Origin of the sequence: Klebsiella sp. C349492 (assembly GCF_042055345.1) — a bacterium.
GTDB lineage: Bacteria > Pseudomonadota > Gammaproteobacteria > Enterobacterales > Enterobacteriaceae > Klebsiella > Klebsiella scottii.
Genome location: NZ_JANQCE010000001.1, coordinates 1,296,170 through 1,321,959, shown reverse-complemented (window position 1 = coordinate 1,321,959; position 25,790 = coordinate 1,296,170). Strand labels below are relative to the sequence as shown.

The window sequence follows — 25,790 nt, the reverse complement described above, 5'->3', positions numbered from 1 at the left end:
TATCCCTCGCGATCTCATCTCTTTATAACCACAAAAAACCTGCTGTCTATTTTGGTGCAATATCTTTGTACGATTTCGCCGATTTTAGCAATTCGGGTTGTTATCAAAGTGTTATGCCTGGTATGTGTTATCTTTAATATTAACCCTGAGGAGCATCAGGGCATGCCATCCCTGAGATAAAGGAGGAGCTATGTCGTCAACCCTACGAGCAGCCAGTAAGGACGCGCTACAGGTCAATGATAAAACCTACCACTATTACAGCCTCGCGCTGGCCGCTAAAGAACTGGGCGATCTGACCCGTTTACCGAAATCGCTCAAAGTACTGCTGGAAAACCTGCTGCGCTGGCAGGACGGTGACTCGGTCACCGCAGAGGATATCCACGCGCTGGCAGCCTGGCTCAAGCAGGCCCACGCGGACCGGGAGATTGCCTATCGACCGGCGCGTGTACTGATGCAGGACTTCACCGGCGTGCCGGCGGTGGTGGATTTGGCCGCCATGCGCGAAGCGGTGAAACGCCTGGGAGGTGATACCGCTAAGGTTAACCCGCTTTCCCCCGTCGACCTGGTGATTGACCACTCGGTAACGGTGGACCGCTTTGGTAACGATGATGCGTTTGAAGAGAACGTTCGCCTGGAGATGGAGCGTAACCACGAGCGCTATGCTTTCCTGCGCTGGGGGCAGCAGGCGTTCAGCCGCTTTAGCGTGGTGCCGCCGGGTACCGGCATTTGCCACCAGGTCAACCTGGAGTATCTCGGCAAGGCCGTGTGGAGCGAAGAGCGCAACGGGGAGTGGTTTGCCTGGCCCGACACCCTGGTCGGCACCGACTCGCATACCACGATGATTAACGGCCTCGGCGTGCTCGGCTGGGGCGTCGGCGGCATTGAGGCCGAAGCGGCAATGTTAGGCCAGCCGGTATCGATGCTGATCCCCGACGTCGTCGGCTTTAAGCTGACCGGCAAGCTTCGTGAAGGGATCACCGCGACGGACCTGGTGCTGACCGTCACCCAGATGCTGCGCCAGCACGGCGTGGTGGGTAAATTTGTCGAGTTTTACGGCGACGGACTGGACTCACTGCCGCTGGCGGACAGGGCAACCATCGCCAATATGGCGCCGGAATACGGTGCAACCTGCGGCTTCTTTCCGATCGATGCGGTGACTCTCAGCTATATGCGCCTGAGCGGCCGTAGTGAAGAACAGGTCGCGTTAGTGGAAGCCTACGCCAAAGCGCAGGGAATGTGGCGGATGACCGGCGATGAGCCGGTATTTACCAGCACCCTGGCGCTCGATATGGGCTCGGTAGAAGCAAGTCTCGCCGGGCCGAAGCGTCCGCAGGACCGCGTCGCGTTAGGGGACGTGCCGAAAGCGTTTGCGGCCAGCACGGAGCTGGAGGTCAATCACGCGCAGAAAGATAAACGGTCGGTCGACTATACGCTGAACGGACAGCAATATTCGCTGCCGGACGGGGCGGTGGCCATCGCCGCCATTACCTCCTGTACCAACACCTCCAACCCCAGCGTACTGATGGCCGCCGGCCTGCTGGCGAAAAGGGCGGTTGAACTCGGCCTGAAGCCGAAGCCGTGGGTCAAAGCGTCGTTGGCGCCGGGATCGAAGGTGGTTTCTGATTATCTTGCGCATGCGGGACTCACCCCTTATCTCGATACGCTGGGCTTTAATCTGGTGGGATATGGTTGCACCACCTGTATCGGTAACTCGGGTCCGCTACCGGAGCCGATTGAAGAAGCGATTAAAAAGGGCGATCTGACCGTAGGGGCGGTGCTCTCCGGGAACCGCAACTTCGAAGGGCGCATTCACCCGCTGGTGAAAACCAACTGGCTGGCCTCGCCGCCGCTGGTGGTGGCCTATGCGCTGGCCGGCAATATGAACGTCAACCTGACCCGCGATCCTCTGGGGGACGGCAAAGACGGTCAGCCGGTCTATCTGAAGGATATCTGGCCGAGCGGCCTGGAGATCGCGCAGGCGGTAGAGCAGGTTTCTACCGACATGTTCCATAAAGAGTATGCCGAGGTCTTTGAAGGTACGCCTGAATGGAAGGCTATCGACGTCGAGCGTTCAGATACCTATGACTGGCAGAGCGACTCAACCTACATCCGCCTGTCGCCGTTCTTCGATGAGATGGGCGTTGAGCCCAAACCGGTAGAGGATATTCGCGGCGCGCGAATTCTGGCGATGCTCGGCGACTCGGTGACCACGGATCATATTTCTCCTGCGGGAAGCATCAAGGCGGAAAGCCCCGCCGGGCGCTATCTGCAAAACCGCGGCGTTGAGCGTATCGATTTTAACTCCTACGGATCGCGACGCGGTAACCACGAGGTGATGATGCGCGGGACGTTCGCCAACATCCGTATTCGCAACGAAATGGTGCCCGGCGTTGAAGGCGGCATGACCCGACATCTGCCGGGCAGCGAGCCGGTGGCGATTTATGACGCGGCCATGCTCTATAAGGACGAAGGCACGCCGCTGGCGGTGGTTGCCGGGAAAGAGTACGGCTCCGGCTCCAGCCGCGACTGGGCGGCGAAGGGCCCGCGTCTGCTCGGCGTCCGGGTGGTGATCGCCGAATCCTTTGAACGTATTCACCGTTCTAACCTGATAGGCATGGGGATTTTGCCGCTGGAATTCCCGCAGGGCGTAACCCGCAAAACGCTGGGGCTAACCGGTGAAGAGCGGATTGATATCAGCCAGCTGCAGGCGCTAGAGCCCGGCGCAACGGTGCCGGTAACCCTAACGGGGGCGGACGGCAAGCAGGAGGTGATTGCCTGCCGCTGCCGTATCGATACCGCTACGGAGCTGACCTATTATCAGAATGACGGCATTCTGCACTATGTGATCCGCAATATGCTGTAAAAAAAAAGGGCCAGCAATCGCTGGCCCTGAATTAATGGTGCCGAATCAGTTATTCAGCAGATGCCCCATCTTGGCGGCTTTGGTATCCAGATAGTGGGCATTCTTCGGATTGCGTCCGACGATGAGCGGCACGCGCTCCACGATATTGATCCCGGCCTCGGTCAGAATTTCTACTTTTTTCGGGTTGTTGGTCAGCAGGCGGACGCGCTCGACGTTCAGCAGTTTGAACATATCAGCGCACAGCGTAAAGTCGCGCTCGTCGGCGGCAAAGCCGAGCTGATGGTTCGCTTCTACGGTGTCGTAGCCCTGATCCTGTAAGGCATAGGCGCGGATTTTGTTTAACAGACCAATGTTGCGGCCTTCCTGACGATGGTACAGCAGGATCCCGCGACCCTCTTCGGCGATATGTGACAGCGCCGCTTCCAGCTGAAAACCGCAATCACAACGCAGGCTGAAAAGGGCATCGCCCGTCAGACACTCAGAGTGTACGCGAGCCAGGACGGGCGCCTGGCCCGAAATATCGCCGAAAACCAGCGCGACGTGATCCTGCCCGGTTGCCAGTTCTTCAAAACCCACCATCAGGAAATCGCCCCAGGGGGTTGGCAGTTTGGCTTCTGCCACACGTTTAAGCTGCATGTGATTCTCCAGACTTTGTCAGCACCTGAATGTGCTTTCTGTTTGCCGCTATTTTGCCACAAGGCCGTAAGGTTCTCCTAATTACGCACTACTGCCTGCGCGTAAAGCGCACAAACGAACCACTTTCCGTTATGATAGTCGGCAGAAAGGATTAAGGAGATGAAATGCTGTCGATTGCCAGACGAACCGCCACCGGTGCGGCACTATTAATGATTATGCCCGCAGTGGTTTGGCTAGCCGGCTGGAAGTGGCATCCGGAACTTCCGCAGCGGGGGTTAAAGCTGCTGTACTGGGTTACCGAAAGCGTGACTCAGCCGTGGGGCATCATCACCCATACGATACTTTGCGGCTGGTTCTTATGGTGCTTGCGATTTCGCCTGCGGGCGGCCGTGGTGCTGTTTATGATTCTGGCGGCGGCCATTTTGCTCGGGCAGGGCATTAAGTCCTGGATCAAAGGCCAGGTGCAGGAGCCGCGTCCCTTCGTTATCTGGCTGGAAAAAACGCAGCAGGTTCCGGTCGATCAATTCTACGCGTTAAAACGCAAAGAACGCGCTAAACTGGTGCATGAACAGCTGGTTCAGGAGCAGGGGATTCCTAAATTCTTACGTAAACACTGGCAGAAAGAGACCGGTTTTGCTTTTCCATCCGGACACACCATGTTTGCGGCCAGCTGGGCGCTGCTCGGCGTGGGGCTGCTGTGGCCGCGGCGTCGCCGGCTGACCATCGCGCTGCTGATGGTCTGGGCTACCGCGGTGATGGGGAGCCGGCTGGCGCTGGGAATGCACTGGCCGCAGGATTTGCTCGTCGCTACGCTTATCTCATGGCTGCTGGTGACGCTGGCCACCTGGCTGACTCAGCGGCTGTGCGGCCCGCTGACGCCGCCTGGGGAAGAGGCGCAGGATATTAAGAAACGGGCGCTAAAACAGGGCTAAAGTTGTTTTTCGCGCCATACGACCCCATATCCTGTCGTGGTGTCGTGCTTTTCCATTCCACCTCTGCAGCGAAAATGATACTTTATAGGGCTGAACGCGGGATTTTTTCGCGCAACCCACATAACGGGAAGTAGTGTGAAATATTTACTCATTTTCTTACTGGTACTCGCGATCTTCGTCATCTCCGTGACGCTGGGTGCGCAAAATGACCAACTGGTTACGTTCAACTATTTACTCGCACAGGGTGAATTCCGGATTTCAACGCTGCTGGCGGTTCTCTTTGCGGCAGGGTTTGCGATTGGCTGGCTGATTTGCGGCCTTTTCTGGCTGCGGGTTCGGGTTTCGTTGGCTCGCGCTGAGCGTAAAGTTAAGCGCCTTGAGCACCAGATTGCGCCTGCGGGCGTAGCGCCAGTCGACGCAGGCACCCCTGCGGTGAAGGAATAATCGTTTATGCTGGAGTTGTTGTTTCTGCTTTTGCCCGTAGCCGCCGCGTACGGCTGGTACATGGGGCGCAGAAGTGCACAACAGTCCAAACAGGACGACGCTAGCCGCCTGTCGCGTGATTATGTGACCGGGGTTAACTTCCTGCTGAGTAATCAGCAGGATAAAGCCGTGGATCTGTTCCTCGATATGCTGAAAGAGGATACCGGCACCGTTGAAGCTCACCTGACCCTCGGCAACCTGTTCCGCTCCCGCGGCGAGGTTGACCGGGCGATCCGCATTCACCAAAGCCTGATGGAAAGCGCTTCGCTGACCTACGATCAGCGCCTGCTGGCCGTGCAGCAGCTGGGGCGCGACTATATGGCCGCCGGCCTGTACGACCGCGCGGAGGATATGTTCAAACAGCTGGTGGATGAAACCGACTTTCGCCTTAGCGCGCTGCAGCAGCTGCTGCAAATTTACCAGGCGACCAGCGACTGGCAGTCCGCCATTGATGTTGCCGAACGTCTGGTGAAGCTGGGCAAAGAGAAGCATCGCGGGGATATCGCCAACTTCTGGTGCGAGCTGGCGCTGCAGCAGATGGCGAACAGCGATATGGACAAGGCTATGTCGCTGTTGAAAAAAGGCGCCGCGGCCGATCGCAACAGCGCCCGGGTATCCATTATGATGGGGCGGGTGTGGATGGAAAAGGGCGATTATCCGAAGGCGGTCGAAAGCCTGGAGCGGGTGATCAATCAGGACAAAGAGCTGGTCGGCGAGACGCTCGAAATGCTCCAGACCTGCTACCAGCAGCTGGGCAAAATCGACGAGTGGGAAACGTTTCTGCGCCGCTGCGCCGATGAAAATACCGGCGCGACCGCCGAGCTGATGCTGGCGCAAATCCTCGAGCAGCGCGAGGGGATTGAAGCGGCGCAAAGCTACGTCACCCGTCAGCTGGAGCGCCATCCGACGATGCGCGTTTTCCACAAGCTGATGGACTACCATCTTAACGAAGCGGAAGAGGGGCGCGCGAAAGAGAGCCTCGGCGTGCTGCGCGATATGGTTGGCGAGCAGGTACGCAGCAAGCCGCGATACCGCTGCCAAAAATGCGGCTTTACCGCCCACACCCTCTACTGGCACTGCCCGTCCTGCCGATCGTGGTCCACCATCAAACCGATTCGCGGCCTTGACGGCCAGTAACATTTAAAAAAAGCCCCTCATTAGTTACAACATACTAATGGCTTTTTTAACCTTCCCACGGTTAAGCCATCGAACCGCCATCGTCGGGCAGGCGCTGAAACGCAGCCTGTTATTTTCCCCTTATCGCAGGTAGAATGCTGCCCGTTTACCTTTTTTGCGCCGAGCCCGGCGCCCATCAACAATTAAGGTCTGGTCATGACGTCTACTGCTACATCTTCTTCTCGCGTTGTCACATCCTCTCCCGTTGTTGTGGCTCTCGATTATGATAACCGCGATAAAGCGCTGGCGTTCGTCGACCGCATCGACCCGCGGGACTGCCGCCTTAAGGTCGGCAAAGAGATGTTTACGCTGTTTGGGCCGCAGTTTGTTCGCGATTTGCACCAGCGTAATTTCGAAGTTTTCCTCGATCTCAAGTTTCACGATATCCCTAACACCACCGCTCACGCCGTTGCGGCGGCGGCCGAACTTGGCGTCTGGATGGTCAACGTCCATGCCAGCGGCGGAGCGCGGATGATGACCGCGGCGCGTGAAGCTCTCCTGCCGTATGGCAAAGATGCCCCGCTGCTGATTGCCGTCACCGTGCTGACCAGCATGGAGGCCAGCGATTTGCAGGAGCTGGGGATCACGCTCTCTCCGGCCGACCATGCGGCAAAACTGGCGGCGTTGACCCAGCGCTGCGGCCTCGATGGCGTAGTCTGCTCGGCGCAGGAAGCGGCGCGTTTCAAACAGGAGCTGGGGCAGGCGTTTAAGCTGGTGACGCCCGGCATTCGCCCGCAGGGCAGCGATGCGGGTGACCAGCGCCGCATTATGACGCCGGAGCAGGCGCAGGCGGCCGGCGTGGACTATATGGTTATTGGCCGTCCGGTGACGCAGTCTGCCGACCCGGCGGCGACCTTACGCCAGATTAACGCATCGCTGAATATGGGGGCATAATGACCGATTCTAACAGCCGTCTGGTTTACTCGACGGAGAGCGGACGTATCGATGAGCCAAAGCAGGTTATCGAGCGCCCGAAAGGCGATGGCGTGGTGCGTATTCAGCGCCAGACCAGCGGCCGCAAAGGCAAAGGCGTATGCCTGATCGTCGGCATTGATGCGGATGATGAAGCGCTGGCGAAGCTGGCCGCTGAGCTGAAAAAGAAATGCGGCTGCGGCGGGTCGGTAAAAGAGGGGGTGATTGAAATTCAGGGCGACAAACGCGACCTGATAAAATCGCTGCTCGAAGCTAAGGGTATGAAGGTGAAGCTGGCCGGCGGCTGATAATAACAACAGGGCCACGGTAAATACCGTGGCCCTGATTTTTTTCCGGTGCGTGAGTCAGCAAATCCGCGAGCAATTATTTTTTATTTGAACTGATTTAAAACTTATTTACCCACCTGGTGACCGATAATCCCGCCGACCGCTGCGCCGCCCAGGGTGCCCAGGGTGCTGCCGTCGGTTAATACCGCGCCGCCCAGTGCACCAGCGCCGGCGCCAATGGCGGTATTACGATCGCGTTTTGACCAGTGAGAACACGCGCTCAGGGACATTACCACTGTTACAGCCAGAACTGCCGCAGCCATTTTTTTGCTCATTGAAGTCATCATAATTTTCTCCTGAATAATCTATTCATGGATACAACTTCCTTTAAAGCATAGCGTGAACTATGAGTTAAGGGGTATTCCATGAAGTTTAGTTGCGCAGGTGTTACTTTAATCACGCGGGTGATAGTCACTTCCTGTTATATCGCTAACAATAATTCTACTTTCTTTAAATTTAACCGGCAGGTAAAAAGTCTGAATTGGGGGCTCGGAATACTCTCAGACGTGGCGCCACGCGGCCTGCGCCCACCTGGGTGGGCGACGGAGAAAGGGATCGCAGAGGGATCAGGAGACGTTGACGATATCGACGGTTAAACCACTTTCAGCCAGCTGCTGGCGGGCGGTATCGTGCAGGTTGCTATCGGTAATGATGCGATTAAAGCGCCCAACCGGGCCGAGCGGGTAAGGGTGCACGACGCTAAATTTTGAACTGTCGCTCAGCACAATCGCCTCACAGCCTTTTTCCAGCACCGCGTTAACCACATCCGCGCGCATCATATCCCGTCCGGTAAAGCCGGTCTCAGGCTGCCAGCCGTCGATGCCAATGAACGCCTTGCTGAAATGGACCTGCTGAATACACTGCCGGGTCAGCGGGCCGACCATGCTCTCGCTGCGTTTTTGATAGATCCCGCCGAGCAGAATCACTTCTCCCGGCGTCTCTTTCAGCAGGTGGGCGATATAGCTGCTGACGGTAATGATGGTGATATCCCCACGCTCGGCAAGCGTCCTGGCGAGCAGGGCGTTGCAGCTCCCGTTCTCGATAAACACCGTCTCGCCGGGAGAAACCAGCGTAGCGGCCCGCATAGCCAGCTCACGCTTAATGGCGAAATAGGTCATCATTCGCGTCTCTACGTCCTCGCTATCCAGCGGAACGGCAAAACCGTGGGTACGACGCAGATAGCTCTGCTTTTCCAGCAGATTTAAATCCTGACGAACGGTCACTTCAGAGACACCGGTCATCTTCGCGAGATCGGCCACGCTCATGCGGCCTTTATCGATGACCATTTGCAAAATACTTTGTTGTCGGGCGTTCATAGCAACATCACTGTTAGGGGGCTATTTTACGGGCAATCGACGCTGCGCGGTCGCTTGCGGCGCGAAGGGCTGTCAGATTTCCCAGGGGGCTTTCGGCTGACCGGGCTTGTTTTCCGGCTCATCGTTGGCAAGAGCCTGCAGCTCGGCCTTGAGAATCTCCAGATTATGAATCGCGGAGTGATAGTCTCCGGCAACCAGAATATCCAGCACGGTATCGATACGTTGGGCGAGCAGGCGGGCATTCAGATCAGACATAGTATTATCCTGGTTACAAAAGCGAATGAAATCAATGATGCAAAAAACGGATGCAAAAGAGAAGTGAAAAGATCGCACAACCTATCTCATCTGGAGATTTTTAGCGCAGGAGCGGGAAAACGAACGGCTCCCGGAGTCGGGAGCCGCTGAGGAGTGCTATCAGGCGAACGGACGGGCAATAACGCTGCGGGTTTCCATTCTGACTTCGGCAATTTTAACGTCGATAACGTCGGTCACCTTGTAGACGGTTTCACCCTTAATCTGCACGGTGCCGTTTTCCTGGCTGCAGACCAGCTCATCGCGGACGGCGTGCAGGAACGGCGCCGGGATAAAGGCTACAGCGCCGTTATCGACCAGGCGCACGCGCATGCCGCCGCGGCTGATATCGATAATTTCAGCCGCGAAGCGCGCATCGGTGCCGGCTTTCGGGCTCAGGTAACGCGCGTACAGCCAGTCGCCGACGTCGCGCTCTGCCATCCGGTTCAGACGACGGCGTTCCGCCATCTGCACCGCTACGTCATCCTGCGGACGCGCGATGGTTTCACCTTTAATAATGGCTTTCAGCAGGCGATGGTTAATCATATCGCCGTACTTACGAATCGGTGAGGTCCAGGTGGCGTAAGCTTCGAGGCCAAGGCCGAAGTGCGGGCCCGGTTCGGTGCTGATTTCGGCGTAGGACTGGAAGCGGCGGATGCGGCTGTCGAGGAAACCAGACGGCTGCGCGTCCAGCTCACGGCGCAGCTTGCAGAAGCCGTTAAGGGTCAGAACTTCCAGCGGATCGACGTGCACGTCATGGGTCTTCAGCAGCGCGGCCAGCTGTTCAGTATTTGCCGGATCAAATCCGGTATGGACGTTGTAAACGCCAAAGCCCAGCTTGTCGCGCAGCACGCGAGCGGCGCAGATGTTGGCGGCAATCATCGACTCTTCAACGATGCGGTTGGCGATACGGCGCGGCTCGGCAACGATATCCAGCACTTCGCCTTTCTCGCCCAGCACGAAGCGGTAGTCCGGACGGTCCTTAAACACCAGCGCATGGGTTTTACGCCATTCGCTGCGGCGCAGGCACACGTCCTGCAGCAGGGTAATCTGCTGAGCGATGGCTTCGCTTTCAGGCTGCCAGCTGCCGGTGTTTTCCAGCCAGTCGGAGACGTTGTCGTAGACCAGCTTCGCCTTCGACTCAATGGTGGCGGCGAAGAATTCAATATCGTCTTCAATCGTACCATCGGCCGAGAGGATCATGCGGCAGGCCAGCACCGGACGGATTTCGTTGGCGCGCAGCGAGCACAGGTCATCGGACAGTTCGCGCGGCAGCATCGGGATGTTAAAGCCCGGCAGGTAGTTGGTGAAGGCGCGAATTTTTGCCGCGTCGTCCAGCTTGCTGCCTTCGGCAATCCAGGCGGTCGGGTCGGCAATCGCTACGGTCAGGTGCAGCTTACCGTCAGCGGCGGCTTCCACATACAGCGCATCGTCCATATCCTGGGTGCTGGCGCTATCGATGGTCACGAACTCCAGCGCCGTCAGGTCGCGACGCTGCAGCCCTTCGTCCAGCATCTCGGTGGCCACGCCGTTTGGCGCTTCTTTTTCCAGATTATGGCGCGCCAGGGTGACCCACCACGGCACGAAGTGATCGTCGCTGAAGGTGATGAACTGGGTTAATTCAGCATAGAAGCCGCGATCGCCTTTCAGCGGATGACGGCGCATTTCGGCAACCGCCCAGTCACCCTCGCTAAAATCGTGGCTGACGCAGCGATCGGCGCGACACGGAATGGCATCTTTCAGCAGCGGATGATCGGGAACGATAGACAGGCGATCGTCTTTTTTATGCACTTTACCGACGAAACGCGTCAGGAAAGGCTCAACCAACTCTTCCGGCTCCGCGCTTTCACGTTCTTTTTCGGTATGGACCACGGCGGTAATACGATCGCCATGCATCACTTTTTTCATTTGCGGCGGCGGAATGAAATAGCTTTTCTGCGAGTCAACTTCGAGGAAGCCAAAGCCTTTTTCCGTACCTTTAACGACCCCTTCAACGCGAGGAGTCTGAGAATGCAGTTGCTGTTTAAGCTGCGCTAGCAGCGGGTTGTCCTGAAACATAATTTGGTATTTTCGTGGCTAAAAGAGCGGCTGTCATTTTTACGCGATTATGCCTGTTGCAGCAAGCGCTGTTTGGCATTTTACGTCCGTTGATGAACATTGCCGAGGGCGATTTTCAGCCGGTTGATCCAGCCGCACAGCCCGCACCACGCCAGAATATCGATAACCTGCGTTCGGGAAAGCCCATATTCGGTGAGGGGAGTTAGCTGAGCCGCGCTGAAGCGGTCGGGAGAGCGGGTTAACAGCTGCGCCGCCAGATAAATTGCGGGTTCGGATTGATGCGTCTCGCCCCACGCCTGAAGCGCACGATCGTCATGGCGTAATGCGTCGGGAAACGCCTGGGAGCCGGTCCATTCTCGCTCCCAGGCGTTAAAACAGCTGACGCTGCCGTTGATCCGCGCCGCCATCAGCGCGACCAGCGGAGCAAAGGGCTGGTTTTCACTCAGCCGGGTCAGCAGCTCATCCTGGGCGTTGAGGATCGTATCGTCGACCGCCAGCAGCGGCGCCAGCTCGGCCAGGCCGGGGTGTCGCTGCCAGCCGATCAGCCGCGCCTGCCTCTCGTCGTTAGCATAGCGTAGGTCGCCATCGTTAACGTCGGCCAGCCAGTCGACGTCCGCGGCGGTAAAGCCTTCCGCCGGCGCATCTTCCTGCTGTGGCATTCCCGGCATCCAGCGTACCGGAAAGCCTAGCGTCGCCTGGAAGGTCGCGATTGCGCGGGCCTGGAAGCCCACGAAACCGATAATCTGGTTAATCAGGATAATATCGCGGCTGGTTAAGCCAACTTCGTCCAGCTGGCTGCGGGAGAGCGCGGTAATTACCGAGGGAGAGCCTGCCAGCTGGCGCGCAAATTGCGTAATCTGTGCCAGACGACGATTGCTCTCGCGCGATGAGTCCGGGCCCGGCAGCGGCGCCAGGCGCGCCGCGTAGTGGTTACATAGGCGCTGTACGCCATAGACCTGCGCGACGGTTAGCGCCGTGCTCAGACGATCGTAGGCGCTAAAGGTTTGCAGACGATTCACCGTCACTGACGTCGGAAAGAGCGCGTCGGCCAGACATCGCGCCGGAGCCAGCCAGCCCGCATGCGCGTGGAGCAGCTCTTCGGGCAACGTCAGGTCGAGTAAAAAGCGGTCTTCGACATAAGCGGCTTCAGGGACGAGCGGTAATACATCCACCGGGCAGATTGTTGACTGGGTTTCGTGATACCAGTGGTTTTTGCCATACACGCGGCGTTGCTCCATGGGCGTTCCTTGATCGATATGTGTCCGGCCGCACTTCTGTGGGCCATCTATGCATAACTATCCTGGCGTAACCCTGAAGCAGTAGAAAATATTGATACGTGCTAACAAATAGCTGATTGGAATAACAGAGGGGGAGAGATGTCGCGAAACGTCGTCAGTTGTCGCAGAGCAGGACCCTCCTCACGGCGTGAGGAGGGTAAAGAACTTATTTCAGTTCCAGCTCGTTCATGGCGGCGATGCTGAAACCGCCGTCCACGTGAACCACTTCGCCGGAGATGCCCGCAGAGAGGTTAGAGCACAGGAATGCTGCGCTGTTGCCGACGTCTTCGATGGTCACGGTACGACGAATCGGGGTGACGGCTTCGCAGTGAGCCAGCATTTTACGGAAATCTTTAATCCCGGATGCCGCCAGAGTACGGATCGGACCGGCAGAGATGGCGTTGACGCGCACGCCTTCCGGACCCATTGCGTTCGCCATGTAGCGCACGTTAGCTTCCAGAGACGCCTTAGCCAGGCCCATCACGTTGTAGTTAGGGATTGCGCGCTCTGCGCCGAGGTAGGAGAGCGTCAGCAGGGCGGAGCCCGGGTTCAGCATCTCGCGGCAGGCTTTCGCCATTGCCACAAAGCTGTAGGCGCTGATGTCGTGAGCGATTTTGAAACCTTCACGGGTTACCGCGTTAACGTAGTCACCGTCCAGCTGATCGGCCGGTGCGAAACCGATTGAGTGAACGAAACCGTCGAATTTCGGCCATACTTTGCTCAGTTCGGTGAACAGAGATTCAATGCTCTCATCTTCAGCCACGTCGCACGGCAGTACGATGTTGGAACCCAGTGCCGCAGCAAATTCTTCCACACGACCTTTCAGTTTGTCGTTCTGATAGGTGAACGCCAGTTCAGCCCCTTCACGGTGCATTGCTTGCGCAATACCGTAGGCGATGGACAGTTTGCTGGCAACGCCAGTCACCAGAATGCGCTTACCGGAAAGAAAACCCATAGCTTTAATCCTTATCGTTATTGCTTATTTTTACTTTAACAATCATGTGGTTAGTGTTGTTATTTCAAAATAACTCAAATTTAGCCGAGAATTATATCCCACTGACGACCCCCTGTGTCACGATATTTTTCAGCAATAGCCGACATCCAGCAGGCAATATCGGCGCCGCCGCTGGGTTCACGGTCGTCAACCTTCACGGTCGGCGTCGGCGGTCTGTCGCATCCCTGTCATCGCGTACTCTCCAGTATATCACCGGATATCGCAGGCGTTTTGCGCCGTTCTCCAGGCTAAATGCGGCTAACGTACGCTAACGCTAGCCAGCAGCAGCCTGGCATCGGCGGAGTGCGGGATCAGCTCCCCCGGGGACGTCTCCTGCCACCAGATGCCGCTTTGGGCAGCATGCAGCTGCTCCCCCAGCCGCCAGCGTCCTTTCAGAACATACGCGATCCCCGTTGCGCCGGGCCGCTGTGTGGCGGACACCACGCTGACCTGCGCCGTGGCCCGGCTACGCTGGGTCATTATATTGAAGTCCAGCCCCGGCCGCGAAATCCCCTCGCTGGTCAGCGGCCATTCGCCGGCAAAGGCCCACGGTTCCCACAGCCTCAGGCGATGAGCAATATTATCGCCGCGCAGCCACAGCGAACCGCCGTCTAGCAGCGTTATCACCCGATCGACGCCCGGAAAGGGCGAAAACGGTCCGTCGTTCTGTAAGGTGGCGATACTGGCCCGCCAGAGAAACGGCGCATCGGGCGACGGCACGCTGACGATCTCTCGGGTTTCGCCGCCGCCGTTTTTCCACGGCGTGACGGGCAGGGAGGATAACTGAAAGGAGACGATCATCGGGATTCAGGCCTCTGATGGCTGAAGATTAAGGGGCGCGCATCGCACGCGTTTGGTCGCGATGAGATGTTTCTTTTTTGTATATTTCTCTCACACAAAATATTTACATCTTCATCACAAATTTATCATGTGCACGGTGCGTACGGTTGTCAATGCTTGTATATACATGACCTGTCATATATGCGGGCCTACGACAATGCGCGTAGATGCAAGAAACCGGGTCCTGGCAGTTGAAAACCGTTTATAGCGAGGAAACTATGTCTTCTTTGTCTTCTTTTTCGTCAACAGATGGGCAGTCAAAAAGCAGTGAACGGAGCATAACGGAAACGCGCTCGATCGATTTTATCCCCGAAGGCGAGAGACATGGACATCCTTTCAGCCAGTTTACGCTCTGGTTTGGCGGCAATCTGCAAATTACCGCTATCGTTACCGGCGCGCTGGCCGTGGTGCTGGGCGGTGACGTGGTGTGGTCGCTGATTGGCCTGCTGCTGGGCCAGGTTCTTGGCGCGGCGGTGATGTCATTGCACGCCCTGCAGGGCCCGCGCCTGGGGCTGCCGCAGATGATTATCAGCCGCGCGCAGTTCGGCGTTTTTGGCGCGGTGGTTCCGCTGGTGCTGGTCTGCATTATGTACGTCGGCTTTTCCGCCAGCGGCACCGTACTTGCCGGGCAGGCGATGGCCAGGCTGCTGTCGGTCTCCAACGTTGCCGGTATGCTCTTGTTCAGCGCGATTATCATCGTCATTGCCGTGCTGGGCTATCGGGTGATCCATAAGCTGGGCAAAGTGGCGAGCATTGTCGGCGTGCTGGCGTTTGCCTATCTGTTTATTACGCTGCTGCTCGCCGCAGACCTGAAGGCTATCGCGCAAAATAGCCATTTCTCCCTGCCGATGTTCCTGCTGGCCGTGTCGCTGTCCTCGTCGTGGCAGATTGCATTTTGCCCGTACGTCTCCGACTACTCTCGCTATTTGCCGGGCAACGTGTCCGGCGCCAAAACCTTTTTCTCCGTCTTCAGCGGCACGGTTCTTGGCACCCAGGCCTCAATGACGCTGGGAGTGCTGACGGCAGCCATTGCCGGCAGCGCTTTCCCCGGGCATGAGGTGAGCTTTATCGTGGGATTAGGCAAAAGCCAGGTGATGGCGATGGTGATCTACTTTGCCATCTGCTTCGGCAAAATCACCTTCACGACGCTGAATGCTTACGGCAGCTTTATGTCTCTGAGCACCATCGTTTCCGGTTTTCGCAGCCAGACGTCGTTATCGCAGAGATCGCGCATCATCTTCGTGGCGCTGATGGTGTCAATATCGTGCATTATCGCCCTGTTGAGCGAGCCGGCGTTCCTGAAGAACTTCACCCATTTCCTGCTGTTCCTGCTGGCATTCTTCGTTCCGTGGAGCGCGATTAGCCTGACCGATTACTATCTTATCTCTTCCGGCGCGGTGGATATTCCGGCCCTGTCTGACCCGAAAAAACGCTACGGCTACTGGAATAGCTACGCTATTACAATTTATGTGGTGGGGGTGCTTATCCAGCTGCCGTTTATTGAGAACCCGCTGTTCCACGGCTCTTTGACGTGGATATTTGCCGGTAACGACGTATCGTGGATTATCGGCTGGTTTGCCACCGGGCTGCTGTACTACTCGCTGCGGCGCTTTGACCGCCGGGTGCTGCCAGCGCAAACCATATTGCCGGACTGAGCGCGCGCCTCGCAGCGCAGATAAGCAACAGGCCCGGGTAGGGCGTCAGCCTTGCCCGGGCGATTGAAGGGATTATTTACCGTCTTTACGCCAGGCGTCAGCGGTCAGCGCTTCGCCAAAGTGGCCGGCGATCAGTCGCTTAGTCAGCTCATGCAGCGGCGAAGCCAGCACGTCGGCGGTGCTGCCGCGTTCCACCACTTCCCCCTGATGCATCACCAGAACCTGATCGCTTATATGCTTCATCATGCCTAAATGCTGGGTAACGTAGATATATGAAATACCCTGTTTTTCCTGCAGCTCCAGCATCAGGTTGATCAGCTGCGAACGCATCGACATATCCAGCGACGCCAGCGCCTCATCGCAGATTATGACCTTAGGCCGCAGGATCAGCGCGCGGGCAAGGCCAAGACGCTGTTTTTGCCCCGGGGCCAGCATATGCGGGTAGTAGCTGACGTGGTCCGGCAGCAGGCCGACCATCCGCAGCGTCTCAATAATCTGCTTCTGCCGCGCCTCCGGTTCGAGCCCGGTATTCAGACGCAGCGGGAAGTCGAGGATCTGCGAAATACGCTGCCGCGGGTTCAGCGAGGTTGACGGGTCCTGGAAAATCATGCGGATACGCTGGCTGCGGAAGGAGTAGTCGCCAAATGCCAGCGGACGGTCGTCAATCAGCAGCTCGCCCGAGCTGGGTTCAACCATGCCGGCCAGCATTTTCGCCAGCGTGGATTTCCCCGAGCCGTTCTCTCCGATGATCGCCAGGGTCTGCCGTTCGCGCAGCGTAAAGCTCAGGGGCTTAACCGCTTCCACCGTCTGACGACGGAACCAGCCGGTACGATAGCGAAAGGTCTTACTTAGATTGCGGACTTCCAGCAATGTTTCGACCATTTCACTCTTTCTCCATGTTCAGCGGGAAATGACAGGCGTACAGATGCGCCCGCGCGCCGGTCAGCCGCGGGGCTTCGATGCATTTGCGCTGGGCGTACGGACAGCGCGGCCCGAGGCGGCAGCCGATCGGCAGCTGCTCCAGCAGCGGAATGGCCCCCGGCATGGTATTCAGGCGGCTTTTGTGCGGCAGCGCGCTGCCAAAATCAGGGATCGCGCGGATTAACGCCTGGGTGTAGGGGTGATGAGGCGTGGTTACCAGCTCTTCGCTCGGCGCGGATTCCACGGTCTGCCCGCAGTACATGACGTTGATTCTGTTCGCCCATTTGCTCAGCATCTGCAGATCGTGGCTGATCAGCAAAATAGTGGTGCTGTTGTTCTGATTCAGTCGCGTCAGCAGGCGGATGATTTGCGCCTGGGTGGTGGGTTCCATCGCGTTAGTCGGCTCATCGGCGATCAGCAGACGCGGCTGGTTGGCAAGGGCGATGGCGATCATCACCTTCTGACACTCCCCGTCGGTTAATTCGTAGGGGAAACTGCGCATCGTGTCCTTATGATCCTTAATCCCCACGCGATGCAGCAGCTCTATCGCCCGACGTTTACGCCAGCCCAGACGCTGCCACCAGCGGCCTTTAAAGGTCCAGCCGGGAATGTTCTGCATCAACTGCTGGCCGATACGTTCCGAAGGGTCGAGACAGGACTGCGGCTCCTGAAAAATCATCGACACGTTGTGGCCAATCAGCTTGCGACGCTCGCGGCCGGAGAGCCGCAGCAGGTCGATATCATCGAAGCGCATGCGGTCGGCGGTGACCCGCCAGTTGTCTTTAGTTACGCCGCATATCGCCTTGGCAATCAGGCTCTTACCGGAGCCTGATTCGCCTACCAGGCCGCGAATTTCTCCTTCGTTCAGGGTCAGGCTGACGCGATCGACGGCTTTGACCCAGCCCTCGTTGGTTTTGAATTCGATGGTTAAATTGCGAATATCGAGTAACGGCATTATTCCACCCCGGCGATAATTGCGCGGCGGATACCGTCGCCCAGCAGGTTGACCAGCAGGACGCTAATCATAATGGCTGCGCCCGGCAGCATCACCGTCCACGGAGCCACGTAGATCAATTCCAGCGCGTCGCCGAGCATCGCGCCCCATTCCGGAGAGGGAAGCTGCGCGCCGAGGTCGAGAAAGCCCAGCGCGGCAATATCAAGAATCGCCATCGACAGCGCGCGGGTAATCTCGGTCACCAGTCCGGAGGCGATATTGGGCAGGACCGCGAACCAGAGAATATTCAGCGTTGAGGCTCCGTCGAGCCGGGCGGCAATGACGTACTCTTTTTCCAGCTCGTCATGCACCATGCTATAGACCGAACGCACGATGCGAGGCAGCAGCGCCAGCCAGACGGCGAACATGGCGTGGCTCAGATGCGGTCCGGCAAAGGCGACGACGATAATGGCCAGCAGCAGCGAGGGAATTGACAGCAGGGTATCGAGAACATGGTTCAGCATCGCCGACAGCAGGCCGTGGGTTGACCCGGCAATCACGCCGAGCACCAGGCCAAACAACGAGGCGCCGAAGGTGACGACGAACGCGCCGCCTACGGTGGGCGCCGCGCCGCTAAGCAGACGGCTCAGGACGTCGCGGCCAAGATCGTCGGTGCCGAGAAAGAACGAAACCTCGCCGTAGCGCGACCATGAGGGCGGCAGCAGCTGATAGCCGAGGAACTGCTGATCGATGCCGTAAGGGGCAAACCAGCTGCCGAAGATGCACAGCAGCAGCAGCCCGCCGCAGCCGTACAGGCCGATCATGGCGCTGGTGTCGCCGTAGAATTTGCGCCAGACGGTGCGCAGCGCCCCCGGGGGGCGTTTCTCCAGGTAAACGCTATCGTAGGGCATACCATTCCTTATGTTTCAGAGGGTTAGCCATAGCTCCCAGAATATCGGATAGCACGTTCACGGTAATGACCAGCGCGCCGATGACCATCACGCCCGCCGAAATGGCGGCGTAATCCTGCTGACGAATGGCGTTGATCAGCCAGCGGCCCAGCCCCGGCCAGCTGAACACCATTTCGGTGATCATCGCCAGCGTCAGCATGGTGGCAAACTGCAGCCCCAGGCGCGGAATAACCGGCGGCAGGGCGTTATGCAGCACGTGGCGATGTAAAATCGTCCGCCGCGAAACCCCGCGGGTGGCGGCGGCCTTGACGTAGTTAGTGTCATACACTTCGCTGGTGCTGATGCGCATCAGGCGAATCACTTCGGTGGTTGGCGCAACGGCGAGGGTCAGAACCGGCAGCACCATATGGCGTACGGCGCTGACGATCATTTCATGGCGCCACGGCGAATCGGAAAGCCACGCGTCGATGAGCGCAAACCCGGTCACCGTTTTGACCTCGTAGAGCAGATCGAAACGCCCGGATACCGGGAACCAGCCCAGCGTCAGGGAGAAGAACAGCGTCAGCAGCAGCGCCAGCCAGAAAACCGGAATCGAAAAGCCGAGCAGCGCCAGGGCGCTAATCAGGGTGTCGGGCCATTTGTTACGCATAATGCCGGCAAGCATACCGACGGGGATACCCACCAGCAGCGCAAAGCCAAAGGCGAGAATGCACAGCTCCATGGTGGCCGGAAAGACCTCTTTGAGCTGCTGTGAAATCAGCTGGCCGTTGATGCTGGAGACCCCGAAATCCCAGTGCAGCAGCCCGGTGAACCAGAACCGCCAGGCGTTCCACAGCGACGCGCCCTGTAGCGGAGCGTGCGGCGTAAAGTAGCTCAGGCTGAAGCCGACGAAGGTCAGAAAAAAGAGCGTGACCAGCAGTAACAGCAGGCGTCGCAGGGTAAAAATGATCATGGTTTTTTCACCTCATCTTTTTTCACGTCGTCTTTTTTCTCCCGCGAGACGCCGGCAAAGGACGCGTTACCGAACGGGCTCAGGATCAAACCTTTCATATCATAGCGGTAGGCCTGTAAACGCAGCGACGAGGCGAGCGGCAGCACCGGCAGTTCGCGGGCGAGAATATGCTGCGCCTCTTTATAGGCTTCAATACGCGAAGCCAGCTGCTGGGAGGTTAACGCCTTTTGCAGCACCTCGTCGAACTCACGGTTGCACCAGTGGGCGAAGTTGGTCTGCGAGGCAATGGCCGCGCAGCTCAGCAGAGGACGGAAAAAACTGTCCGGATCGTTACTGTCCGTTGCCCAGCCGGAAAGGGTCAGATCGTGGTTCATATCCATCAGCCTCGCCTCCTGAAAACGGCCCTCAACCGGAACAATGATCACCTTCACGCCGATCTGCGCCATATCGGCCTGAATCAGCTCGGCGGTTTTCAGCGGGCTGGGGTTCCAGGCCTGCGAGCTGGTGGGAACCCACAGCCGAAGCGTGAGATTTTCCAGCCCCAGCGCTTTTAGCTGGGCGCGGGCGGCGGTCGGGTTGTACTCGGTTATCTTCGCTTCGTTATCGTAGGCCCAGGAGGCGCGGGGCAGCATCGACGCGGCGGTTTCCGCAGTGCCGTAATAGATAGATTGCATCAGACGCTGGTTATTGATTGCCAGCGCCAGGGCATGGCGAACCTGCGGATTATCCAGCGGCGGCTTGGCGGTATTGAACGCCAGCCAGGCGATATTCATCCCCGGACGCAGGGTCAGGCGCAGACGAGGGTCGTCGCGCAGAATAGTCAGCTGGCTGGCGGCGGGCCAGGCCAGGACGTCGCACTCGCCGGTCAGCAGCTTCGACAGGCGGCCGGTGCCGCCGGAACCCAGATCGACCACCACCTGCGGCATCAGCGGTTTGCCGCGCCAGTAGCCGGGGTGACGCTGCAGGCGAACGTACTGGCCCGCGCGATACTCTTCCAGCTGGAATGGCCCGGTGCCAACCGGCTGGCGGTCGAGCTGCTCCTGACGATCGCTTTTGGTTAGCTGGGCGGCATACTCTGCGGACATCACGGATGCATAGTGGGTTGCCAGGTGCCAGAGGAACGAGGCGTCCGGGCGTTTCAGGCGGAATTCGACGGTTTGGTTATCGAGCTTGCGTAAGCTCTCCACGCTGTCGGCGAACTGCAGGCTGTCGAAATAGGGGAAGCTGCTGCCGTTGACGTTATGCCACGGGTGGTCGCGATTAAAAATACGGCTGAAGGTGAAAATGACATCATCGGCGTTAAAGGCGCGACCGGGCTTAAACCAGGACGTCGTCTGGAAAGGCACGTGGCTGCGCAGATGGAAGCGGTAGGTGGCGCCGTTGTCCAGCACCTCCCAGCTTTCGGCCAGCTCAGGCACCAGACGGTAGGTATAGGGGTCAACATCGAGCAGACGATCGTAGAGCTGGGCTGCCAGCGTATCGACAATCAGGCCGCTGCTGACTTTCTGCGGGTTAAAGGTATTAACCTGGCCGCTAACGCAGTAGACAAAGCCGCTATCGCGAATATCGGCGTGATCAGGCAGCGCGGGGGCGGCAATGGCCTGCCCACACAGCATAGATACGGCTGCCAGTAGAGAGCATAGTTTCAGGCGCATAGTGGTTTTATGATTTCAGAGCAACGCTCTGTCTTATTAATATTCAATGACATTTCTCATCACCTTTATCGTCCTGAGACGTCGTTAGCCGCTGTGCCTGGCGGTGAACCGCTCAACGCTCTGGCCCGATCCTGACCGCGCCGGGTTTCACCTTGAGTATATCCCGGAAACCACCCTGGCATTCTCATTCCGGGGCAGGACGACGATAAAAAAGGGTTCAGCATCAGCAGTAAAGAGCCCGGCGGGCGGATGTGCGCCTGGCCAGATAAGGCGGTCGGTTTCATCTTTTGCTCTGTTGCGGGCCAGCTACGGTCAAAACGCAGAGTGCTGGCGTATTTTTGGACACATTCAGGTTCTTTAAATTTTCATGCGAAGCATGGCGGGTCATCCGCTCTGGTTACGCCAACGGCAAATGCCGAAAAATATAAGGCGCTTAAGTTCAGGGTGCGCCGGGCGCAGCCTTGTCTGGTGAGACATGGTATCTTTTTCTTGCTAACTTCTCCAGTTAGCAACGACTTAGGGTTTTGATGGGCCGACCGCGAACGGGATTTTATTGCGCCGGATCGGGCGCCTGCGGATTGCTGGCGGTGGATAAATATCTCTTCAGTTCGCCGGCGCTCATGGGTTTGGCGTAATACCATCCCTGAACGTAGGCCTGCGGTATCCGCCGTTGAAGAAAGCGTTTTTGATGTTCTTTCTCTACGCCTTCGAAGATAACCTGATTGTGCATATTGCTAAGCAGCGTGATGATGTTATTGAGCAAGACGGAATTAATAGAGTCAGTACCAATCGACTCCGTAATGGTGCGATCGACTTTTATTTTATCCACCTCCAGTTTTGATAACCAGTCGAGATTGGAATAACCGGTACCAAAGTCATCAAGCGCAATCTGATAACCCGCGGCGCGGAAGTGGGCAATTTTCTCCCGTAAGCTGGCAAGGTTTGCCGTCTGCCTCTCGGTTAACTCCAAAGCGATCAGCTGCGCAGGAATATTAAACTTTTGGCTAACGATATCGAGATGGTCTTTAAAGGATTTAGAGAACAGGTCGGAGGAATTGACGTTAATACTCAGGTAGATTTTGTGGTTATTGATAATGTCATGCAGTTCGCTAATTGACTGTTTGACAACATAGCTGCTGATTTGGTTAATAACGCCTCGTTTCTCCGCTAAGGGAATAAATACATCCGGGGGAATAATACCCAGCTCATTATCTTTCCAGCGTATTAACGCTTCCACGCCCACCGTCTCTCCGCGATCCAGTGAGACTATCGGCTGATACTCGATGCTGAACCGCTCGTTGCGCAGCGCGAACTGGAGTCTGGTGAGGAGCGAGCTTTTTTTCCGGATGTAGAGGTTAATGCTGATAGAGAGCAGTACGCCAATCAGCGTCGATAGCAGCAGTACGGCGGCCTTTATTGCCCACGGGATATCTTTAATGCCGTGTGGGGACATGCCGGAAACCACGCAAAGATCGTACTCCTTGCTGCAAAGTTTAGATAAGGAGTATTTTTTATAATGGCCGCTACCGTGCTCCGTGTCATGTACCGCCGCGGTCTCATTGCCGATAAAGAAGATGTGCTGGCTGTGATCGTAGTTGCCCACGATGGCGCTGATGCTTTTGTTTTCCGGGTCGGAGGTGAAGCGATTGAAAATGAACGGCGAAACGGTGATGGCGAGGTTGCCTTTGGCATAAATGCTGGCTTTGAATTGCTGGTTTATCGCTTTATCGAGATACCATGTTCCGCCGCCATAGCTAATTTCGGCGGGGGTGTCGGCAATATTTTCTGCCGGCGAAAAGGTTCCCCACAGCGCGGAACAGCGCATGCTTTTACCGTCGATGTACGCAATATCTTTCAGCAGCGATTTAGACCATAAAAGCGCCCTGATGCTGCTTAAATAATCTGCAGAACAGGGTGGGCTTTGCGATATTCGATCCTTATCAGCATAAATTTCGTCGATTTGTTTAATGACTAAAATGCTTCTTGATAATATATTTTTAGAATATTGTTCGGTTTTATTTTTATCAAAGGTGTAAAGCGCCAGTTTTGCGCTGAGATAGCCAATAAATAAACAGGAGACAATGCACAGAATGGCGATCTTCTTTTCTTTTATGCTCATTTTTCCACCGTGCGATGTTGTGCCAGGTTCCCTGAAATATGCTGCAGGCGCTATGAGTATAATTGCCCGTGGACGTGAAAGACACCTCCCTTTTTATTAGGGGGCGGCTGGCAGGGCGGCAGTGGCGATCCGCCGCAGGAGAGCATGTTTGCATAGATAAGGCCGGGGAGCAGGGAAAGAAAGCGCAGGGGCTATGCCGATTGCACCGCCGACGGGCGTGACGCTAAATCGGTGCGGATCGCATATCCACTGTCAATCCGCACGGCGTCGCGTATACAAAGCTACGGCGATATTAGAAAAGTGATTGCGGCATATGGGCGATGGCAAACTTCAGGACCTTTTCACCATCAAAAGATGCATAAGGTAAGGTCTCAATAACGGCAATTTCCTGATGATGGTTCAGCGCGTTGGTGAATTCTTTTATTTTGTATTGAATGTGAGGAGCGACCAGCACGCAGTCATATGCGGGGGCTACGCTAGGGTAATTCTCAATACCCACGGCGCTAATTAACAGATCCAGATTCTGCGTATCGGCTATTTTTTGCATTCTTTTCGCTAAAATACCCGCCGTTTCGCCAAACAAGCAACATATCAGTAACTTTTTCACGGTTTAACCCTCTATGAAGTCCCGTGTTTACCTTATTACGCTGTTGGCGGCGAAAATGCGTTAGCCATCAATTTTTTGGCTAACGCTTAATCTCTTTACAGGAACTCGCAGACTGCGCCAGGCAGGTGCTAAAAATGGCGCAGGCTGGCTCATTCAGGAAACGACTTTCTTACGTGAAACCACGAAACGATCGTTGTTTCGGGTCAGTTTGGTTCCGTTTGTGCAGTACTCCATAGCAAAGTTAAAAAACGCATCAGAGTCGAGCTCAAAATCGAGCTCGATTTTAATGGGTTCACCGGACTTTAGAAGCTGTTCTGCTTGTTCTAAACTGCTGGCTTTAATTATTCCCACAACTGCACCTCGTCTTAGCTTTGGTGGCGTCCGAGCCCTGTTATACACCCTAAACCTTACAAACATACGACAATCGTCTTTTTTATTTGTATTTTTTTTAGCCGATCGTCGCCGAAGGGCGTGAGGTCAGAAGGCGGTAAAAAAGGTCGGGTCAGTCCAGCGGCAGCAGCCGATTATAGCGTCCGATATACTCTCCAGGGGTGATTTCTAACTCGGCGCCGTCGTGATGAATGGCGACGAAGGTGCGCAGCACCAGCCCGCTTCGTTTCTCGGTAATTTTCCAGCCCTGCTGGTGATAAGCGTCGCGGGTTGAGCGAATACACAGATCCGAGAAGATCATCATCACGGAGAGCGCAGGCGAGCGATGGCTTTTCATCGTATGGGTCAAGCTGACATGCGCCGCATAGCGACTAAGGGTATGAATGTTAACCGGAATCATGTGCGTTTTCAGTCCATTGAAAGATGATGGCGCAGATGATAGTTCACATTAGAACATCTTACCAGTTACAAATCGTTAACCGATTTCGCTCGCGCTTTGGAACTGCGAGCATGCCGGCGGCCGGGAAGGGCCGCCGGCATGCGGTAAAGCGGGAAGGCGATAGCGCTTATCGTGACGTTGTCACGCTGCGGTAATCCATATTATGCAGATCGTCAAGCAGCGTTGGGCCCTGCGGATGCCAGTCGAGCTGCTGGCGGGTAAGGGCGGAAGTGGCGCGTAAATCCATATTGGCAAAAGCGGAAAACCAGCCGAAATGCGCCGCAGATTGTTCGGCGGCTAACGATTTAAGCGGAATGCCCAGCTTTTCCGCCACCACTTCGGCAATCAGCCTTGAAGCCACCGCCTCCTCATCAACGGCATGATAGCGCCGGCCTTTTTCACCTTGCTCCAGCACCCGCAGATACAGCCGGGCCACATCGTTAAGATGCGCCGCCGACCAGCAGTTATTTCCGTCGCCGACGATCGCTGCGACTCCTTTTTCGGCGGCAAGCTGAATGTAGTACGTCAGCAGCCCCTGGCGGGTAGTGTCATGGACCTGCGGCAGGCGCACTACCCGCACGTCCACGCCGGCTTCCAGCAGCTGGTTTCCGGCGATCTCTGAGGCCACGCGCGGGTTTGGGTGTCCGGGATTGAAGTTCGTCTCGCTCGCCGGCTGCCCGTCGTCGCCATCGCCCATAGCGGTGCCTGAAGTGATAATCAATGGACAGTGACGGCCCGCCAGCGCGTTGCCGATGGCGAGAATGACGCGGCGGTCTTTTTCGCAGTTGGCGACAAAGCGGCTGAAATCATGATCAAAGGCGGTGTGGATCACCGCATCGGCAGCGCTAACCGCCGCCAGCAGCGTTTCGGGATCGTCCAGCGTGCCATACTGGACGTCAGCGCCGGCGGCCTTCAGCGCGGCGGCGCTGGCGTCAGAGCGCGCGAGGCCGATGACCTGATGTCCGGCCGCCTGTAGTTCCGTGAGAATACGCGAGCCGATAAAACCGGTCGCGCCGGTGAGAAAAATTCGCATGATCTACCTCCAGAATGAGTATCCAGGCTATGGTAGTCTTAACGGGATA

Annotated in this window: 24 protein-coding genes; 7 read left to right on the top strand and 17 right to left on the bottom strand. The window is 56.9% G+C overall.

What is annotated here, in order from left to right; genetic code table 11:
• Positions 1 to 190 precede the first annotated feature (190 nt).
• Positions 191 to 2,863 (top strand): aconitate hydratase AcnA, encoded by a 2,673-nt coding sequence (gene acnA, locus NWP14_RS06200; protein WP_375214992.1) that lies wholly within the window; start codon positions 191 to 193, stop codon positions 2,861 to 2,863.
• Between the two features lie 45 nt (positions 2,864 to 2,908).
• Here acnA and ribA read toward each other — a convergent pair whose 3' ends face one another.
• A complete protein-coding gene (gene ribA / locus NWP14_RS06195) occupies positions 2,909 to 3,499 on the bottom strand; it encodes a GTP cyclohydrolase II (protein ID WP_041145188.1) in 591 nt (196 codons plus the stop codon).
• A 164-nt stretch (positions 3,500 to 3,663) separates the two neighbouring features.
• Here ribA and pgpB point away from each other — a divergent pair, with 164 nt between their 5' ends.
• The 5 genes from pgpB to yciH all read left to right on the top strand — a co-directional run bounded on the left by pgpB (position 3,664) and on the right by yciH (position 7,310).
• On the top strand, positions 3,664 to 4,431 hold the full coding sequence (pgpB, locus tag NWP14_RS06190; protein WP_095097069.1) for a phosphatidylglycerophosphatase B: 768 nt from the start codon (positions 3,664 to 3,666) through the stop codon (positions 4,429 to 4,431).
• A 135-nt stretch (positions 4,432 to 4,566) separates the two neighbouring features.
• A complete protein-coding gene (locus NWP14_RS06185) occupies positions 4,567 to 4,875 on the top strand; it encodes a LapA family protein (protein WP_041145190.1) in 309 nt (102 codons plus the stop codon).
• Positions 4,876 to 4,881: 6 nt separating this feature from the next.
• The gene (gene lapB, locus NWP14_RS06180) at positions 4,882 to 6,051 is read left to right on the top strand and encodes a lipopolysaccharide assembly protein LapB (protein WP_095097072.1); all 1,170 of its coding nucleotides are present in this window, start codon (positions 4,882 to 4,884) and stop codon (positions 6,049 to 6,051) included.
• A gap of 195 nt (positions 6,052 to 6,246) precedes the next feature.
• Positions 6,247 to 6,984 carry an orotidine-5'-phosphate decarboxylase gene (gene pyrF, locus NWP14_RS06175; RefSeq protein ID WP_331835384.1) on the top strand — a complete coding sequence of 246 codons (738 nt, stop codon included), beginning with the start codon at positions 6,247 to 6,249 and terminating at the stop codon, positions 6,982 to 6,984.
• On the top strand, positions 6,984 to 7,310 hold the full coding sequence (gene yciH / locus NWP14_RS06170) for a stress response translation initiation inhibitor YciH (protein ID WP_095097078.1): 327 nt from the start codon (positions 6,984 to 6,986) through the stop codon (positions 7,308 to 7,310). The genes pyrF and yciH overlap by 1 nt, the downstream gene beginning before the upstream one ends.
• A 104-nt stretch (positions 7,311 to 7,414) precedes the next feature.
• Here the strand turns inward: yciH and osmB are convergent, their stop codons facing one another.
• From osmB to NWP14_RS06135, 7 genes are all read right to left on the bottom strand, one after another.
• Complete coding sequence (gene osmB, locus NWP14_RS06165; protein ID WP_026612282.1) at positions 7,415 to 7,633, bottom strand: osmotically-inducible lipoprotein OsmB; 219 nt, start codon at positions 7,631 to 7,633, stop codon at positions 7,415 to 7,417.
• A 282-nt stretch (positions 7,634 to 7,915) separates the two neighbouring features.
• Positions 7,916 to 8,665 carry a DNA-binding transcriptional regulator YciT gene (locus NWP14_RS06160; protein ID WP_331835383.1) on the bottom strand — a complete coding sequence of 250 codons (750 nt, stop codon included), beginning with the start codon at positions 8,663 to 8,665 and terminating at the stop codon, positions 7,916 to 7,918.
• 72 nt (positions 8,666 to 8,737) lie between these two features.
• Complete coding sequence (locus NWP14_RS06155; protein WP_095097086.1) at positions 8,738 to 8,920, bottom strand: hypothetical protein; 183 nt, start codon at positions 8,918 to 8,920, stop codon at positions 8,738 to 8,740.
• 159 nt (positions 8,921 to 9,079) lie between these two features.
• Positions 9,080 to 11,014, bottom strand: coding sequence for an exoribonuclease II (locus tag NWP14_RS06150; RefSeq protein ID WP_375214991.1), 1,935 nt, complete (start codon positions 11,012 to 11,014; stop codon positions 9,080 to 9,082).
• Positions 11,015 to 11,094: 80 nt separating this feature from the next.
• Positions 11,095 to 12,252, bottom strand: a complete 1,158-nt coding sequence (locus NWP14_RS06145; RefSeq protein ID WP_375214990.1) for a CMD domain-containing protein — start codon at positions 12,250 to 12,252, stop codon at positions 11,095 to 11,097.
• Between the two features lie 205 nt (positions 12,253 to 12,457).
• Entirely contained in the window at positions 12,458 to 13,246 is a 789-nt protein-coding gene (gene fabI / locus NWP14_RS06140) for an enoyl-ACP reductase FabI (RefSeq protein ID WP_045855073.1), read from the bottom strand.
• 297 nt (positions 13,247 to 13,543) lie between these two features.
• Positions 13,544 to 14,086, bottom strand: coding sequence for a HutD family protein (locus NWP14_RS06135; RefSeq protein ID WP_375214989.1), 543 nt, complete (start codon positions 14,084 to 14,086; stop codon positions 13,544 to 13,546).
• Between the two features lie 317 nt (positions 14,087 to 14,403).
• Between NWP14_RS06135 and NWP14_RS06130 the strand changes: the two genes are divergently transcribed.
• Positions 14,404 to 15,780 carry a cytosine permease gene (locus NWP14_RS06130; RefSeq protein ID WP_331835762.1) on the top strand — a complete coding sequence of 459 codons (1,377 nt, stop codon included), beginning with the start codon at positions 14,404 to 14,406 and terminating at the stop codon, positions 15,778 to 15,780.
• Positions 15,781 to 15,852: 72 nt separating this feature from the next.
• Here the strand turns inward: NWP14_RS06130 and sapF are convergent, their stop codons facing one another.
• From sapF to NWP14_RS06085, 9 genes are all read right to left on the bottom strand, one after another.
• Positions 15,853 to 16,662: a peptide ABC transporter ATP-binding protein SapF gene (gene sapF, locus NWP14_RS06125; protein WP_095097098.1), complete on the bottom strand. Its 810-nt coding sequence runs from the start codon at positions 16,660 to 16,662 to the stop codon at positions 15,853 to 15,855.
• Position 16,663: 1 nt separating this feature from the next.
• Complete coding sequence (sapD, locus tag NWP14_RS06120; protein ID WP_331835379.1) at positions 16,664 to 17,656, bottom strand: putrescine export ABC transporter ATP-binding protein SapD; 993 nt, start codon at positions 17,654 to 17,656, stop codon at positions 16,664 to 16,666.
• On the bottom strand, positions 17,656 to 18,546 hold the full coding sequence (gene sapC, locus NWP14_RS06115; RefSeq protein ID WP_095097104.1) for a putrescine export ABC transporter permease SapC: 891 nt from the start codon (positions 18,544 to 18,546) through the stop codon (positions 17,656 to 17,658). Before sapC ends, sapD begins: the two co-directional genes overlap by 1 nt.
• On the bottom strand, positions 18,533 to 19,498 hold the full coding sequence (gene sapB, locus NWP14_RS06110; protein ID WP_095097107.1) for a putrescine export ABC transporter permease SapB: 966 nt from the start codon (positions 19,496 to 19,498) through the stop codon (positions 18,533 to 18,535). The genes sapC and sapB overlap by 14 nt, the downstream gene beginning before the upstream one ends.
• Positions 19,495 to 21,153 carry an ABC transporter substrate-binding protein SapA gene (gene sapA, locus NWP14_RS06105; protein WP_095097110.1) on the bottom strand — a complete coding sequence of 553 codons (1,659 nt, stop codon included), beginning with the start codon at positions 21,151 to 21,153 and terminating at the stop codon, positions 19,495 to 19,497. The genes sapB and sapA overlap by 4 nt, the downstream gene beginning before the upstream one ends.
• Positions 21,154 to 21,703: 550 nt before the next feature.
• The gene (locus tag NWP14_RS06100) at positions 21,704 to 23,272 is read right to left on the bottom strand and encodes an EAL domain-containing protein (RefSeq protein WP_095097113.1); all 1,569 of its coding nucleotides are present in this window, start codon (positions 23,270 to 23,272) and stop codon (positions 21,704 to 21,706) included.
• Between the two features lie 292 nt (positions 23,273 to 23,564).
• A complete protein-coding gene (locus tag NWP14_RS06095; protein ID WP_375214988.1) occupies positions 23,565 to 23,879 on the bottom strand; it encodes a PTS sugar transporter subunit IIB in 315 nt (104 codons plus the stop codon).
• A 502-nt stretch (positions 23,880 to 24,381) separates the two neighbouring features.
• Entirely contained in the window at positions 24,382 to 24,669 is a 288-nt protein-coding gene (locus tag NWP14_RS06090; protein WP_095097122.1) for a hypothetical protein, read from the bottom strand.
• A gap of 166 nt (positions 24,670 to 24,835) precedes the next feature.
• Positions 24,836 to 25,741 carry an SDR family oxidoreductase gene (locus tag NWP14_RS06085; protein ID WP_331835377.1) on the bottom strand — a complete coding sequence of 302 codons (906 nt, stop codon included), beginning with the start codon at positions 25,739 to 25,741 and terminating at the stop codon, positions 24,836 to 24,838.
• Positions 25,742 to 25,790: the final 49 nt, after the last annotated feature.

Coding starts and splice junctions, on each gene's coding strand:
- NWP14_RS06150 (WP_375214991.1), bottom strand. CDS start 11,014: ATGTTTCAGGACAACCCGCTGCTAGCGCAGCTTAAACAGCAACTGCAT.
- sapD (WP_331835379.1), bottom strand. CDS start 17,656: ATGCCGTTACTCGATATTCGCAATTTAACCATCGAATTCAAAACCAAC.
- NWP14_RS06085 (WP_331835377.1), bottom strand. CDS start 25,741: ATGCGAATTTTTCTCACCGGCGCGACCGGTTTTATCGGCTCGCGTATT.
- NWP14_RS06160 (WP_331835383.1), bottom strand. CDS start 8,665: ATGAACGCCCGACAACAAAGTATTTTGCAAATGGTCATCGATAAAGGC.
- sapC (WP_095097104.1), bottom strand. CDS start 18,546: ATGCCCTACGATAGCGTTTACCTGGAGAAACGCCCCCCGGGGGCGCTG.
- yciH (WP_095097078.1), top strand. CDS start 6,984: ATGACCGATTCTAACAGCCGTCTGGTTTACTCGACGGAGAGCGGACGT.
- lapB (WP_095097072.1), top strand. CDS start 4,882: ATGCTGGAGTTGTTGTTTCTGCTTTTGCCCGTAGCCGCCGCGTACGGC.
- acnA (WP_375214992.1), top strand. CDS start 191: ATGTCGTCAACCCTACGAGCAGCCAGTAAGGACGCGCTACAGGTCAAT.
- sapB (WP_095097107.1), bottom strand. CDS start 19,498: ATGATCATTTTTACCCTGCGACGCCTGCTGTTACTGCTGGTCACGCTC.
- NWP14_RS06155 (WP_095097086.1), bottom strand. CDS start 8,920: ATGTCTGATCTGAATGCCCGCCTGCTCGCCCAACGTATCGATACCGTG.
- pgpB (WP_095097069.1), top strand. CDS start 3,664: ATGCTGTCGATTGCCAGACGAACCGCCACCGGTGCGGCACTATTAATG.
- sapA (WP_095097110.1), bottom strand. CDS start 21,153: ATGCGCCTGAAACTATGCTCTCTACTGGCAGCCGTATCTATGCTGTGT.
- fabI (WP_045855073.1), bottom strand. CDS start 13,246: ATGGGTTTTCTTTCCGGTAAGCGCATTCTGGTGACTGGCGTTGCCAGC.
- NWP14_RS06145 (WP_375214990.1), bottom strand. CDS start 12,252: ATGGAGCAACGCCGCGTGTATGGCAAAAACCACTGGTATCACGAAACC.
- ribA (WP_041145188.1), bottom strand. CDS start 3,499: ATGCAGCTTAAACGTGTGGCAGAAGCCAAACTGCCAACCCCCTGGGGC.
- osmB (WP_026612282.1), bottom strand. CDS start 7,633: ATGACTTCAATGAGCAAAAAAATGGCTGCGGCAGTTCTGGCTGTAACA.
- pyrF (WP_331835384.1), top strand. CDS start 6,247: ATGACGTCTACTGCTACATCTTCTTCTCGCGTTGTCACATCCTCTCCC.
- sapF (WP_095097098.1), bottom strand. CDS start 16,662: ATGGTCGAAACATTGCTGGAAGTCCGCAATCTAAGTAAGACCTTTCGC.
- NWP14_RS06135 (WP_375214989.1), bottom strand. CDS start 14,086: ATGATCGTCTCCTTTCAGTTATCCTCCCTGCCCGTCACGCCGTGGAAA.
- NWP14_RS06100 (WP_095097113.1), bottom strand. CDS start 23,272: ATGAGCATAAAAGAAAAGAAGATCGCCATTCTGTGCATTGTCTCCTGT.
- NWP14_RS06090 (WP_095097122.1), bottom strand. CDS start 24,669: ATGATTCCGGTTAACATTCATACCCTTAGTCGCTATGCGGCGCATGTC.